Genomic DNA, 14,304 nt, shown 5'->3' on the forward strand with positions numbered 1-14,304 from the left:
TTATAAACTAAAAGATTCTCCGCAACCGCAAGTTCTTGCCGCATTCGGATTATTAAAAATAAAACCCTTCCCATTCAGACCGCCGGAATATTCCAGTGTCGTGCCGGCAAGATACAGGATGGACTTTTTCTCGATGATTACCCGTACACCATTATCTTCAAAGATCTGGTCGGTCTCATTTTTCACATTGTCAAACTTCAGGACGTATTCCAGGCCGGAACAACCGCCGCTTTTTACGCCCACTCTTATATAGTCAGTCTCAGGGTTGAAGCCTTCTTCAGTCATCAACTGAGCTGCTTTTGATTTTGCCTGATCGCTTACTTTTATCATTGTTTTTATTTAGACTGATTTTAGTCTACAAAAGTACGAACTAATTTCCGCATTCTCAAATTGACAGCATCTATTTTAGTGATTTTTGAAAAGCAACTGAAAATAAATTAACGCTGATAGTCAATAGGTTAAATGTTAATTAAGTTATAAAATTTGCCAATGGCTTATAATGATTTTTTCTTAGAATTAACTTTGTTTAATTTTAACAATCAAAACATCAGTTAAATTTATTCCAATTTTAATGTTAACATGAAAATATTAAAAATATTAAGCATCATTTCTATGCCGTTTTTGATGGCTCAGCAAAGTACAAGATTCATCTACCAGGTATCGATGACGCCGGACTCTACCAATGCAGAAAAGAAAACGGAACTGGCTTATCTGGATACGGACGGTAAAAAGTCTATCTTCTACGCAGAAAATTCTTTGAAAAGAGATTCCGTGATGGAAAGAATGCGAGCGACTAAAAATTTTGACAGAACACAAATGCAAAATCTCAGAAGCAATATCAATTTCAGTATTGATAAGGATCTTAACAGCCAAAGTCTGGTTTATAAATCAAGAATCGGAAGAGATCAGTACTCTTACAATGAATCACCGGATTTTCAATGGAAAATTTTGCCGGAAACTGTGAAAATAGGAGATTATCAAACGCAAAAAGCCGAAACCAAATTTGGTGGAAGAACCTGGTACGCTTGGTTCACACAAGAAGTTCCTTTGCAGGACGGACCTTATAAATTTTCCGGTTTGCCGGGACTGATTGTAAAAGCTCAGGATGCAAAAGGCGATTACTCTTTTGACCTGATGCAAACCAAGAAAATTGCAGAAATACAGCAACCGCAAACTAGAGGACAGTACATCAATCTTTCTAAAAATAAATATGCGGATATGGAGAAAAAATTCCAGAAGGATCCGGCGAGTTTCATCAATGCTCAAAGAAATAGTGGTGGTGGACCAGCTGGAAGAGGCGGTGGGAACAGACCCGGAATGGATCCAAAGCAAATGCAGGAAATGCAGAAAAGAATGGAAGCTGAGGTCAAAAGCAGAAATAATCCAATAGAATTGAAATAAAAAAATGTCCCGGCTCTGGGACATTTTGCTTTTATGATTTTCTTAATTCCTTGATTTCTTGAATCCTTTCCAGAAAATAATCTTTTTTCTGCGGATGCTTTTCAGAAAGTATTTCGTAGGCTTTGATCGCTTTTGTATAAAGCTTTTGTTCTGTATAAAGTTTTGCAAGCGTTTCCGTCATCAGGTGAGAGATGTCGTCCTTTTTTTCCTTGATTACAAAATTGCTTTCTTCCTTTAGCTGAGATATTTTTGGGTTACTTTCAATGAAATTATCTATGATTTTTTCTTTTGTTTTTGCCTGCTTTTCTTCAGTTTTTGGATGATCAATTTTCAACCAGCTCTGCCATGTATTGATAAAAGTTCCAACGTTGCTGGCGGAAATTTCTTTTGTTTCCATTTTTTCCGGAACGGAAATGATTTCCATTTTCTCCTCAATTTTCGAAACGTCATTTCCGAAAAAAGAAACATTCAGAATTGGTCTTTCTTCTTCGGAAGTTTCAATTTTATGTTCCTCTTTCAGTGATTCTGGTGCATTGATTTCAGGTTTGAATTCCGTTTCTTCAACTTTTTCAAAGGTTGGAGTAGAATTAGTTTTCGTAATGATTTTCGGAATTTCTCTTTCTTCAGGTTTGCTTTTAGCAATCAAAGCATCTGGAATATTCGCCGAAAATAACATTGGTTTCCATTCAGAAATTGATTCCTGCGCTTCAACTGTTGTTTTAGTAATTTCTGGTTGGATTTCATCCTCCGCAGGTTTTGCTTGATCCTCAACAATTTCAAACCTCTGGGTGTTTTCAAAATTAATCTGATTCTCTTCAGCTTTTTCCTGAATTAGATTTTCTGATTTTATTTCTGTTTCCCTAATTTTTGTCGGTTCAGAAACTTCAAATGATTGCGTATTCTCAAAACTGATCTGGCTTTTATCAATATCATCTTCTGAAATATTTTCTAAAAATGTATCTTTAAATTCTGCTCTGACGACAGGTTTTTTCTCGATCGGTTTTTGCTCTGATTTCTCTTTTTTTGGCGGATTCAGATAATCCAGATGATTTTTCGGAACAGAAAATTTCACTTCCGGAAGAAAATCCTGGATACCATTGAAGCTGATATCTTTGGAAGAAATTTCAGGTTCTGCTTCAGCCGGCTCATAAGATTTTATCTCTTGATTAATTTTATTTTCATTATTAATTTCGGAATTAACAGTTAATTTATCAAGCAGATTTTCGTCTGTAATAGTTTGTTTTTCAGGGACTTTTGTTGCTTCTTTAAGAATAAGTTGGCCGGATTCTTTGCTGGCTTCCAAATCTACTTCCTGCATTTTTTCCTCAAGGAAGTTTTCCTCGCCTTCGTATAGCAAACGGTTTTTCTCGCCCTTCACCACAATGAATTCCTGGTTCTGAATGTTTTCTGCTGCAATGATTTTTTCGACATCAAACTTATTCAGAACAGAATTGTTATCTGTATTTTCTATATTGGCAACCAGTTCCGGTTCGGCTGGTTTTATTTTTTCAGTATTTATTTCTTCGACAGATTGATTTTCTACTGAAATAACAGGTTTGGAAACGGTTTCTTTTTTTGCATTTTTTTCAGAATTAATAAACTGGTAAAGAATCTTCTTGTCCGTAGTATAAGCAGCAGTTTTCGAGAGATTTTCCTTATAATTTCCCGGTCTGTAGAGATTGATGCCGTACAGATAAAGTGCTCTTATACTTTGTGCGTAAGGCAATTTTTCCGATTCGGATTCTAAAATTCCCAGATCGGCTTCGGTTATTATTTTCGGATTTTTTATTAATTCTAAAACTCTAGTATTCATTACTTTACCAATTGGCTACAATGTCATTGAAGATTTTGTTGATTATTCTGTCATTCACGATTCTTACCTGGGCTGTTTCGATCGCATTCAGATCCAGGTCACTGTTGAAAACGGCTTCATCACTGTAGGTTCTGTCAAAGCTCAGTTTAGGATCGATATTGTTTTCATAATGTACTTTCACCGTGATTGTCAGCTTGTTTTGCTGCGCCTGAATTGTGTTTCCTGCGTTTGTTGTAGTCGCAGCCCCGACACTAGTTGGCGTGATGTTATAGTCTGTTATTTCTCCTTCTATCAGAAGATTCGGATTTTCCACAGCTCCTTTCAGTGTTGTTCTTTGGAGAAAACGATTTTGCAAAGCAACCGTAAAATCCTGGCTCAGACTAGGAAGGTTGTTTGCGGCATTATTTGGAAAAGTATTAATTTTTACCGTTTTCATTTCCGGACTCAGCGATGACCCTGTGAAAGAATAACAGGAATTAAGTATAATGCCTGAGAAAAAAATGATTCCCAAAAACCTCAATAAACTGATATAAAATAATCTTTTACTCCTCATATTTATAAACTGAGTATTTTTTCAAAAGATTTATATCTCATGCATAGTGCAATAGGAATAGTTAAAAATAAACCAATTCCACAAGCAAGAATTCCTAATTGTGATAAAAACCCAGAAATGATTATGAAAACAAAAATACTGAAGAAGTCTTTCTTCGCAAGTGTCCACGAAATAGAAATGTTTTTCCTGACATCATGGGATCTTTTAAGTGCAACAAGAGGTATAAAATAATAAGTTGCAATAGATATAACAAATAGAAAAACCAGGTAAAATAAGATAAAGAAGCCAAATCCACCGGCAACCATTGCTGCGTTAATATTAGAAACCGTGCCGCTTTCGTCTGAGGTCAGAAGAGAAATCGGGAAGAGGAAAACGGGAATAGGTATAATCATAACAAAAACGACTATAAACAGTAAAAACATAAATTTTAAATAAGGCACAAAATCATCAAAATTGAATATTTTTCCACTGTCAGCTTTGCCGTGAGTTTCAACATCTCGGCAGACTTTATAGAAATTTCCTACAGCCAAAAGACTACAAAAAGGAATTAAGCTCATAATTAATACTAATATAAAAGCACCAAAAATACCGCTCGGATCTTTTTTAAAAAGATCAATCCCTCCGGAAATATATCTTCCTATGTTAAAATTTTTATTATAATTATTAGATTCTACGTACTCCATTTTATTCTTCTAGATTATATTGTTTTATTTTTCTGTAAAGTGTCCTTTGCGAAATTCCCAATTCATCCGCAGCTCGGTTTCTTCTGCCTTTGTGTTTTTCTAAAGCTTTGATAATCAGGTCTTTTTCATTGTTCTGAAGCGACAGAGACTCAGGTTTTGCTTCTTCAATTTCGATGTCTTCCACATCATTATAATGATGATCATCATTGTCGGAAATAATTGTCGGATGATGAACTTCTTTCTGATGATTGTTTTCGAAATAAAGCAGGGAGTTCGGATTGGCAGTCTGGGTTTCAGGCGTATATATTCTGTTAATCAGATTTTTTTCCTGAGAACTCAGATCCACATTCCCCCGGTTTTTAATCAGCTCCGAAGTTAATGATTTTAAATCATTAATATCATTCCGCATATCAAAAAGGATCTTGTACATAATTTCTCTTTCCGACCCAAAATCTGAACCGGCGTTTTCGCCGGAGCTTTTCTGTACAACAGCCGGAAGATTAGCATTCATCGGAATATATTCAGCTAGTTTTACAGAATTGACTTCGCGGTTTTGCTCCACAACGGTCATCTGTTCTACCAGATTCCGGAGTTGACGGACGTTTCCCGGGAAGGCATAGTTTTCTAGATAAGAGACTGCATCATCAGTCAGTTTCAATTCAGGCATTCTGTATTTCTCAGCAAAATCTATCGCAAACTTTCTGAATAACAAATGGATGTCGCCTTTTCTTTCGCGCAAAGCAGGCATGTCAATCTGAACAGTGTTCAAACGGTAATACAAATCCTCACGAAAACGCCCGTCCGTAATGGCTTTCATCATATTGACGTTGGTTGCTGCCACGATTCTTACATTCGTTTTCTGAACCTGAGACGAGCCGACTTTCATAAACTCGCCGCTTTCCAGAACTCTCAGCAGACGGACTTGCGTCTGCAAAGGCAGTTCGCCGACTTCATCAAGAAAAATGGTCCCGCCATCAGCGACTTCAAAATAACCTTTTCTGGTAGATGTCGCGCCTGTAAATGCCCCTTTTTCGTGACCGAATAATTCGGAGTCAATAGTTCCTTCCGGGATTGCACCGCAGTTTACCACGATGTAAGGCTGGTGTTTTCTTCTGGATTCAGCGTGGATGATTTTTGGGATAAATTCTTTCCCGACACCACTTTCCCCGATTACGAGAACGGAAATATCCGTCGGAGCCACCTGAATCGATTTCTCCAGAGCACGGTTAAGCGCCGGAAAATTTCCGATGATGCCGAAGCGTGTTTTTATAGATTGTAAGTCTGCCATTTTTAGATTTGGTTAAAAAGTAAAATCTTTTAAATTTAGAAAATCAATTTTACTATTTATTAAAAATTCGCTCTTATTATATGTAATAATATTGTGGTTTATAAAAATCATTAATACCCTTACTTTGTAATTCGCTGAAATAATGATTAATATCTATTTGATAGAGTGAATGGATTTAAAATTAATCTTTGATTAAATCAAGATATATTTCTTGTCAATTATTAAATCACCGATAACTTTTGAATTTATTTTTTCATAATCCATGTAGCGGCATGCAATTATTCCTAAAAGTATGAAAAGAAAAAATAACATTACAAAGTCTGTATATTGACTGTCTATAAATTTTAATGTTAAAAAAATAGATAAAAATGAAGCAATTAATGCCCTTTGGGAGTTTGTTATTAGTCCCAAATAATTCTTTTTTCTTTCTATAATTTCAAATCTCATTTAATTAACAACTTGTCTTTATTAAGAAACCGTTTCTCCCAAAAGCGTTCCCTGCGTGTTCCCGTGGACAAAAACTGAAACAATGTCACCGATTTTCTGCCCTTCCAGCATATCGAAAACACAAACCGCATTTTGGGAATTTCTTCCTTTCCATTGGTTTTTGTTCTTTTTGGACACGCCTTCAATCAAAATTTCGTGAACTCTTCCCACATAACTTTGCATTCTTTTTCTGGACAATTCGCCCTGCAAAGCAATCACTTCTGCCAGACGTCTTTGCTTCACATCGGCCGGGATATCGTCTTCCATTTTTTTGTGGGCAGGTGTTCCCGGTCTTTCCGAATATGCGAACATGTAACCGTAATCATACTCGACCTCTCTCATCAATGAAAGCGTGTCCTGATGATCTTCATCGGTTTCCGTACAGAATCCGATAATCATATCCTGTGAAAAAGAAATATCCGGAACGATCTCTTTGGCTTTTCTGATTAGATCCAAATATTCCTGCCGGGTGTGTTGGCGGTTCATTAGCCCAAGGATTCTGTCGCTTCCGCTCTGAACTGGCAAATGCACATATTTACAAATGTTTTTATGCTTCGCCATCACTTCAAAAACATTGATGTTCATATCCTGAGGATTAGACGTTGAGAATCGGATTCTCATTTTCGGAACCGCATTGGCAACGAGATCAAGTAGTTGTGCGAAATCTACTGCAGTTGCTTTTTGCATTTCAGACGCTTTTGCAAAATCTTTTTTTGGACCACCTCCATACCAGAGATAAGAGTCAACGTTTTGCCCAAGCAATGTGATTTCTTTGTAACCGCTGTTCCACAGGTCTTTGCATTCTTCAATTATAGAATGCGGATCGCGGCTTCTTTCGCGGCCTCTTGTGAATGGAACGACGCAAAATGTGCACATATTATCACAGCCTCTTGTAATGGTAACGAAAGCTGTGACGCCATTTCCTCCAAGACGAACAGGATTGATGTCTGCATAAGTTTCTTCTTTCGATAGGATTACGTTGATGGCATCCCTTCCATCTTCGGTTTCTTTAAGAAGATTGGGTAAATCTCTGTAGGCATCCGGACCGACAACCAGATCGACCAGTTGTTCTTCCTCCAGGAATTTGGTTTTCAGGCGTTCTGCCATACATCCAAGCACGCCGACGGTAAGACCGGGTTTTTCTTTTTTAAGATTTTTAAACTGGGAAAGGCGCATTCTCACAGTCTGCTCAGCTTTTTCGCGGATGGAACAGGTGTTGAGCAGAATCAGATCTGCTTCTTCCTGGTTGAGTGTTGTGTTGTAACCCTCTTCATTAAGGATGGATGCAACAATTTCGGAATCAGAGAAGTTCATTTGGCAACCGTAGCTTTCCAGAAACAGTTTTTTACCGTTCTCCGGTTTTTCAGCGATGGCGAATGCTTCTCCTTGTTTAGTTTCGTCTATGTATTTTTCCTGCACTTTTATAATAGATATTAGATTTAGAAGTTAGATTTTCAGCCTTGATTCTAAATATTAGGTTTAATCCGCAAAGATACAAAATATTGTGACAAAATGGCAGGCGTTAAGGGTATCCTTTATCTTACAGAAATAGTCAAAGGAAAACTAAAGTTTGTATTAATTAGCATCCCGTGCGTTTTTGCAGGTTTCCAGGTTTTGTTTTTCTGGGTTCTTTTTATAGCATCCATAACCATTTCGTCGAATCTTTGAGAACCAGAGCTTTTCTCTATTCTGAGCTTTTCTAATCTGCCTTCTGTGTTGACAATGAAGCTCGTTACAATAGTTAATTTTCCGCTACCTTTAAAATTAAAATTATCTAAGCTGATTTGATTTGCAATTTTTTTCCGGAACTCATCGATGTCAAAGTCGGAACTTTCATAGTCTTTGTTAAAAAAGTTGTAGCCTTCTTTATAGTTGTCAAACAGGTCGTCCGGATAGATGTTTATTACAGCTACCGCCGGAGTCTCTATTCCGTCAATTTTTGCAGGCATCCAATTGTCCATATATTTTAAAACCTCCTTAGTGAGTTCAAAAGAGCATTTGTTTTCCTGAGCGGATTTGTTCTCTAATAATTCCACCGAATCAAAAGATTTTATAAGAACAGGTGCATGGTAAAATTCTTTTTTATTATCACACGGCTTTAATTTTTTATCAATAAGAATCTTGTGAAAATCTTTATAAAAACCCTCCATTCCACCTAGATATTTATGCTGGTCTCTAGGAAATCCGATGTGTTTTTCTTGGGCAGAAATGCGTAAAAAAACTGAAAACAGCAGTAAAATAAAAAACTTCGTTTTCATGGTTTTAATACTCTTCATCTGAATGATCGGATGTGAAATTGATTTCGAAAATAATATCGGAACTCACGGGAACACCATCTTTAATGGCTGGTTTCCATTTTTTCTTAATGCGCTTCATTGCGAAATTCATATCCTGTTTGAATTCTGTATCGTTTCTGACTTTCGGATAGATCTTCAGTTCGCTCATTTTTCCTCTTTCATCAATAGTTAAAATAAAGGAGAATTTTCCGTTTACAGCATAGGCGGTAATATCTACATACGCATGAACCATTTTCATGAATTCTTCACGGAAAGCCTTTTCGCCGCCCGGAAACTCTGCCCGCCGGTTTGGCTGAATGATTTCCGGGGCGTCTTTTGTCTGCGTATAAAATTGAGGACAGAAAAATAATAAGGTGATGATAAAAAGATATTTCGCCATTTTATTTGAGTTGGTTATTATTACAAATATACGACAAATGACGTATTCCCCATTAAGCTTATACATTTTAAATTTGTACAAACAATAAACCTAAAATGTAATGAAAACAAAACTATTATTCAGACTGTTCCTCGTAATGTTATTATCCGCAGGGACTTTAGCTTTTTCACAGAAGGTTGTGAAAATGGATGAAATCACAGTCGATGGACTGAAAAAAATGATGGATGATGCCGGAATCACGGTCGTGTCTACAGGGACAGATTATGTGAAAATTAAAAACACATTCACCTGGTTGATTTATAACGACAAGAGTAAAGGTTATCTTACGTTCACCGTGACTTATAAAAGTAAGGAAGGGACATCCTATTCCAAAGCGTCCGAACTTACAAATAAACTGAACAGGGAAGTGGCCATGTCAAGATTCGATTATGATGATTCTAGCAAAACATTTGCTGTGACATATTATTTTATGTGTGAAGGAGGTTTTGTTTTCTCAAATCTGGTAAAAGCGATCAATCTCTTCCGTGATACCATTACACTTGCTTTACAGAAGGATACAGAAATGTTGATCTTATAACGGACAACCATTAACTCATAGATTTAAAATTAAATTACAGAACGGGATAGATTGGTTTTTATCCTGTTTTTTTTGATTTTATTCCTAAGAATCCTTACCTGTATAAAAGTTATAATCTTTGATAATAATATTAATAAACTGCCTCTCTGTCAATTCCTGTGGATCGGGTTCGAGTTTCAATATGGACTTGATTTTATTGGATAGACGTGTGATGATCTGGCGGTCATCAGACTTCAATGCTTTCTGGAAATTCTCTTTGATGATCCTTACATCATTGTCAGTCAGTGAAATAACTTGTGGGAAAGTCGGGACATAATCTTCTTTTAATTGTTCCAAAATTGTGTGCGAAATATTCACATTGCTTTTCAGAGAGATCACGGCCGTGCCCGTTGCAATATCGCCCAGTCTCTGGTGATTTTTGGATGCGATTATACTGACCAGGGCAACAATTCCAAATACCGAGATGTCTACTAATCTGAAAATCCAACGCATAAGATAATCGCCGAAACTTGCCTGGTAGCCATCTATTTTCACCACTTTTATTTTCATCAGCTTTTTCCCGAATGTCTGTCCTTCCATCAGGCTTTCCAAAACCAATGTGTAGATATGAGCAGGGAATGTAATAATTAATAAAAAAGCACCGGCAGACCAGTTGTCCATTCCATTCATAAACTCAGAATAATCCATGATACTGCCAAGAAACCAAAACAGGATGAAAAGATAAATACCTTTTATAAGCCAATCGATAAAGAAAGCAATGATTCTCTCTCCAACACCTGCTAGCGTAAAATTAACATTTACATTTTGCGAAGTATTAATGGCAATTTGATTCATATTTTTACTATTTTAGCGTTATGAGAGAAGTGGCTTTTATAAAGCAAAATAAAGCAAAATGGTTGGAAATAGAGCAGGTGATCAGCGGAAAAATGAAAAAAAATCCGGATGATCTTTCATCGCTTTACATCAATCTTATCAATGATCTCTCATTTTCCCAGACTTATTATCCTAAAAGTAAAACGACGGTATATCTTAATTTTCTTTCGTCACAGGTTTTTCAGAAAATCTATAAAACCAAAAGAATCGAGGAAAACAGAATCAGGCACTTTTTTCTTACGGAAGTTCCGCTCACCGTATATGAATACCGGCGCTATCTTTATTATGCCTTTGTTTTTTTCATTCTTTTTGTAGGTATTGGCGTTATCTCGTCTGTCTATGATAAAGATTTTGCAACGTTGATTTTGGGCGAAGGTTATGTAAACCAAACTTTGGAAAATATTAAAAAAGGCGATCCGACAGCTATCTACGGAAGCGGCGCCAGCTGGAGCACATCGCTTATGATCATTGTGAACAATCTGGTTGTAGGTGCAAAACTTTATATTTATGGGATTTCTGGCGGAATCGGGACTTTGTATGCGTTGATGAAGAACAGCATTATGCTGGGTGCATTTCAGTTTTTATTCGAAACACAGAATGTCTTGCTGGAAAGTGCAAAAGGAATCTGGCTTCACGGCGCATTCGAGATTTTTGGAATGGTTGTAGAAGCAATGGCAGGATTGATTCTTGGTGCTTCTATTTTGTTTCCAAAAACTTTGTCACGGTTAGAATCTTTCAAAATCGGGTTTCGGAAGAGTTTTAAAATTTATCTCAGCACTGTTCCGTTTACCATTTTTGCAGGTATCATAGAAGGCTTTGTTACCAGATATGCCCAGACAATGCCGTTGATACTGAATATCATTATCATATTCGGGACTTTGTCATTTATCGCTTTTTATTATTTTATTTATCCTCATATTGTCATAAAAAAACTAGACCAAAATGCAATTGCTTCAGGAAAGAAAATGTGATCTGTATTAATTAAAAATAAATGAGATTCAGAGTTTTTCTTTTGCTAATTTTTTCTTTGTCCGGAACACTCACTTCTTCACAATACGAAGAAGTGGAAAACCTTGTGGTTGCGGATTCTGCAGAGTCTGACATCTTTATCGAGGCAGACTCTTTGGTCAAAAGCAATTATTCTACAGATAACATACTTTATCCAAAAAAATTCGATCCAAATTTCAAAAGCAAATATAAAGACGACGGATTCAATTATGAAGTTCAGAAACCCAAAGAATCAGTCTGGGAGCTGATCAAACGGAAAATTGCAGAATTGCTGTTCAAAAACATCGATCCGAAAAAAGCGGGTAATTACACTGCCAATCTTTTACGCTTCTTCGGGATTTTGATTATTGGTTTTCTGTTATTCATTCTGATAAGATATTTGATGTCAAAAGACGGTAATTTTTTATTCGGGAAAAAGAATAAAAAAATTAACATCATTGGTAATGATATCAAGGAAAATATACACGAGATCAATTTTCCGGAAAGCATCAGGAAATTTGAAAATGAAAATAATTACCGTTCGGCCATCCGTTATCATTTCCTTTTTTCATTAAAAAAACTGGCAGACAAAAACCTGATCAGCTGGAATCCCGAAAAAACCAACCGGGACTATCTAAAGGAACTGAAAAATAAAAATCTGCAGGAAGATTTCCGGCGAATTATTTTTATCTACGATTATATATGGTACGGCGAATTGGAAACAAAAGAAAATGATTATCAGCACTTTAAAGCCTATTTTGGAAAATTCTGACAATCTTGTCAATTTAGAAATCAATGAATAAATCATTCAAAATATACATTCTCATCTTCATCCTGATCCTAATCACTGTCGGGCTGTTTCAACTGGGCAAAAAACCTGTTCTGGACTGGCGCAAAAACTATGATGTTGATAAGAAGACACCATTTGGATTGTATATCTTTAATCAGGAATCCCGTGATTTATTCAACAAAAAATTAGAGAAAGTCCGGGTTTCGCCCTATAATTATTATGAGGAAAATTACGAAAAAAAACCTCATAATATTCTGGTTATCCAGAAAGAACTTGACGATGTTTCCTGGGAATACATTATGTATGAGGTCTCTAACGGGTCTGATGTGATGTGGTTTACTGATAAAACTACGGCGCCGTTGCGGGATACTTTGGGATTCAGGTTTAAAACGGTCAGTTTCGAGAGTAATTATTATCTGCAGCTGACGGATAAAAAATTGTCTAACCACCGATTGTTCATTGATAAACTTCCTGACAACAAAGGGTTTTCTTACATCAGAAATGATATCGAAGTTCTTGGAAAAACCCTGCATAAAGAAAATAATAACCGCAGTTCCATCAATGCTAATTTTATCAAGGTTAATTTCGGGAAAGGCCATTTTTATATTCATTCTGAACCGTTGATTTTGACGAACTACTATCTACTAAATTCAAAAAATAAATATATAGAAAGCGTTTTTTCTTACCTGCCGGACAGGGAAACGATTTGGTTTATGGAGAATGATGCGCCTTTGTCGATGTCGCCAATGCGGTTTATACTGAGCAGTCAGCCATTGAAATATGCATGTTATCTCCTGCTTCTCGGGTTGATAATTTTTGTTTTTTTTAATGCCAAGAGGAAACAAAGAATAGTTCCGGTAACAGAACCTCTGAAGAACACTTCGGTTGAGTTTATCAGAAGTATCGGAAATCTATATCTTCAGGAAGGCGATTTCCACGAGATGATGGCGAAAAAAGCACAATTTTTTTTGAGTAAAGTAAGGATGGATCTGCTGATTGACACTCAAAATCTGGATGAGCAATTTATCCATAAATTACATTTAAAAACCGGAAAAAATATAGAACTGATAAAGCAAGCTGTAGAACTGGTGCAGAAAGGACAAAATCCGTATGCGAGTGTGATGAAGGAGGATTTGATAAGGATGAATCAGCTTATTGACCAAATATTAAAATAACAATTATGGAAGAACAATACCAAGACAAAGCGCCCGAATTCCAGTCCAGGCTGGATATGACGGGCTTACGGACTAATCTGGAACGTGTAAAAGCCGAAATCGCAAAAGTGATTGTAGGCCAGGAAAATATGATTGAACATTTGCTCGCAGCATTGTTGTCAAACGGACATGTTCTGATAGAAGGCGTTCCCGGTGTTGCGAAAACTGTCACTGCAAAATTATTGGCAAAAACCATTTCAGTAGATTTCAGCAGGATCCAGTTTACGCCGGATCTGATGCCTTCTGATATTTTGGGAACTTCGGTTTTCAATGTGAAAGAAGCGGATTTTAAATATAAAAAAGGTCCGATTTTCTCGAATTTTATTTTAATTGATGAGATTAACCGTTCGCCAGCCAAAACGCAATCGGCCTTATTCGAGGTGATGGAAGAAAAACAAATCACGATGGATGGGGTGCGATATGCGATGGAAGAACCGTTCTTAGTAGTTGCCACTCAAAACCCAATCGAGCACGAGGGAACTTACAGATTGCCGGAGGCACAACTCGACCGTTTTCTATTCAAGATCGAGGTTGGTTACCCGAATCTGGAGCAGGAAATTGAGATCATTAAAAACCAACATAATAATAAGCTGGAAGACAAAACCGATTCAGTTCAAACGGTGATTTCTGGTCAGCAATTGAAACAATATCAGCAATTGGTTAAGGATATCATTGTGGAACAAAACCTTTTGGAATACATTGCGAAAATCATTGTCAATACGAGGGAAAATCAGTTTTTATATTTAGGAGCTTCGCCAAGAGCAAGTTTGGCTTTGCTGACGGCGAGTAAAGCTTTTGCGGCGATTCGGGGTCGTGATTTTGTGACGCCGGAAGATATCAAAGAAGCTTCATACGCAGTTCTGCGACACAGAATTATCGTTTCGCCGGAACGTGAAATGGAAGGTCTGACAGCGGACGAAATCATTAGACAAATCTTGGAAAGTATTGAAGTTCCAAGATAGA

Annotated in this window: 15 protein-coding genes; 6 read left to right on the top strand and 9 right to left on the bottom strand. The window is 36.7% G+C overall.

The window, feature by feature from the left end:
* Positions 1-330 (bottom strand): HesB/IscA family protein, encoded by a 330-nt coding sequence (locus tag BUA97_RS08620; RefSeq protein WP_072997453.1) that lies wholly within the window; start codon positions 328-330, stop codon positions 1-3.
* Between the two features lie 249 nt (positions 331-579).
* Here BUA97_RS08620 and BUA97_RS08625 point away from each other — a divergent pair, with 249 nt between their 5' ends.
* Complete coding sequence (locus tag BUA97_RS08625) at positions 580-1,401, top strand: GLPGLI family protein (RefSeq protein WP_072997454.1); 822 nt, start codon at positions 580-582, stop codon at positions 1,399-1,401.
* A 31-nt stretch (positions 1,402-1,432) separates the two neighbouring features.
* Here BUA97_RS08625 and BUA97_RS08630 read toward each other — a convergent pair whose 3' ends face one another.
* From BUA97_RS08630 to BUA97_RS08665, 7 genes are all read right to left on the bottom strand, one after another.
* Complete coding sequence (locus BUA97_RS08630; protein WP_072997455.1) at positions 1,433-3,214, bottom strand: hypothetical protein; 1,782 nt, start codon at positions 3,212-3,214, stop codon at positions 1,433-1,435.
* A gap of 4 nt (positions 3,215-3,218) precedes the next feature.
* Positions 3,219-3,767 (bottom strand): LptE family protein, encoded by a 549-nt coding sequence (locus BUA97_RS08635; RefSeq protein WP_072997456.1) that lies wholly within the window; start codon positions 3,765-3,767, stop codon positions 3,219-3,221.
* A 2-nt stretch (positions 3,768-3,769) separates the two neighbouring features.
* Positions 3,770-4,450, bottom strand: a complete 681-nt coding sequence (locus tag BUA97_RS08640; protein WP_072997457.1) for a DUF4013 domain-containing protein — start codon at positions 4,448-4,450, stop codon at positions 3,770-3,772.
* 1 nt (position 4,451) lies between these two features.
* Positions 4,452-5,738 (bottom strand): sigma-54 interaction domain-containing protein, encoded by a 1,287-nt coding sequence (locus BUA97_RS08645; protein ID WP_072997458.1) that lies wholly within the window; start codon positions 5,736-5,738, stop codon positions 4,452-4,454.
* A 468-nt stretch (positions 5,739-6,206) separates the two neighbouring features.
* Positions 6,207-7,643: a tRNA (N6-isopentenyl adenosine(37)-C2)-methylthiotransferase MiaB gene (gene miaB, locus BUA97_RS08655; RefSeq protein ID WP_072997460.1), complete on the bottom strand. Its 1,437-nt coding sequence runs from the start codon at positions 7,641-7,643 to the stop codon at positions 6,207-6,209.
* 116 nt (positions 7,644-7,759) lie between these two features.
* The gene (locus BUA97_RS08660; protein ID WP_072997461.1) at positions 7,760-8,500 is read right to left on the bottom strand and encodes an energy transducer TonB; all 741 of its coding nucleotides are present in this window, start codon (positions 8,498-8,500) and stop codon (positions 7,760-7,762) included.
* On the bottom strand, positions 8,487-8,900 hold the full coding sequence (locus tag BUA97_RS08665) for an energy transducer TonB (RefSeq protein ID WP_072997462.1): 414 nt from the start codon (positions 8,898-8,900) through the stop codon (positions 8,487-8,489). Before BUA97_RS08665 ends, BUA97_RS08660 begins: the two co-directional genes overlap by 14 nt.
* Positions 8,901-9,000: 100 nt before the next feature.
* Here BUA97_RS08665 and BUA97_RS08670 point away from each other — a divergent pair, with 100 nt between their 5' ends.
* Entirely contained in the window at positions 9,001-9,477 is a 477-nt protein-coding gene (locus BUA97_RS08670) for a type III secretion system chaperone family protein (RefSeq protein WP_072997463.1), read from the top strand.
* Between the two features lie 84 nt (positions 9,478-9,561).
* On the opposite strand, the gene BUA97_RS08675 is transcribed toward BUA97_RS08670, so the two are convergent.
* Positions 9,562-10,311 carry an RDD family protein gene (locus tag BUA97_RS08675; protein WP_072997464.1) on the bottom strand — a complete coding sequence of 250 codons (750 nt, stop codon included), beginning with the start codon at positions 10,309-10,311 and terminating at the stop codon, positions 9,562-9,564.
* A gap of 20 nt (positions 10,312-10,331) precedes the next feature.
* Between BUA97_RS08675 and BUA97_RS08680 the strand changes: the two genes are divergently transcribed.
* The 4 genes from BUA97_RS08680 to BUA97_RS08695 are packed head-to-tail and all read left to right on the top strand — an operon-like array spanning position 10,332 to position 14,303.
* Positions 10,332-11,321, top strand: coding sequence for a stage II sporulation protein M (locus BUA97_RS08680; RefSeq protein ID WP_072997465.1), 990 nt, complete (start codon positions 10,332-10,334; stop codon positions 11,319-11,321).
* A 20-nt stretch (positions 11,322-11,341) separates the two neighbouring features.
* Entirely contained in the window at positions 11,342-12,109 is a 768-nt protein-coding gene (locus BUA97_RS08685) for a DUF4129 domain-containing protein (protein WP_072997466.1), read from the top strand.
* A 23-nt stretch (positions 12,110-12,132) separates the two neighbouring features.
* The gene (locus BUA97_RS08690) at positions 12,133-13,302 is read left to right on the top strand and encodes a hypothetical protein (protein ID WP_072997467.1); all 1,170 of its coding nucleotides are present in this window, start codon (positions 12,133-12,135) and stop codon (positions 13,300-13,302) included.
* A gap of 5 nt (positions 13,303-13,307) precedes the next feature.
* A complete protein-coding gene (locus BUA97_RS08695) occupies positions 13,308-14,303 on the top strand; it encodes an AAA family ATPase (protein WP_072997468.1) in 996 nt (331 codons plus the stop codon).
* Position 14,304: the final 1 nt, after the last annotated feature.

Source organism: Epilithonimonas mollis (assembly GCF_900142325.1).
GTDB lineage: Bacteria > Bacteroidota > Bacteroidia > Flavobacteriales > Weeksellaceae > Epilithonimonas > Epilithonimonas mollis.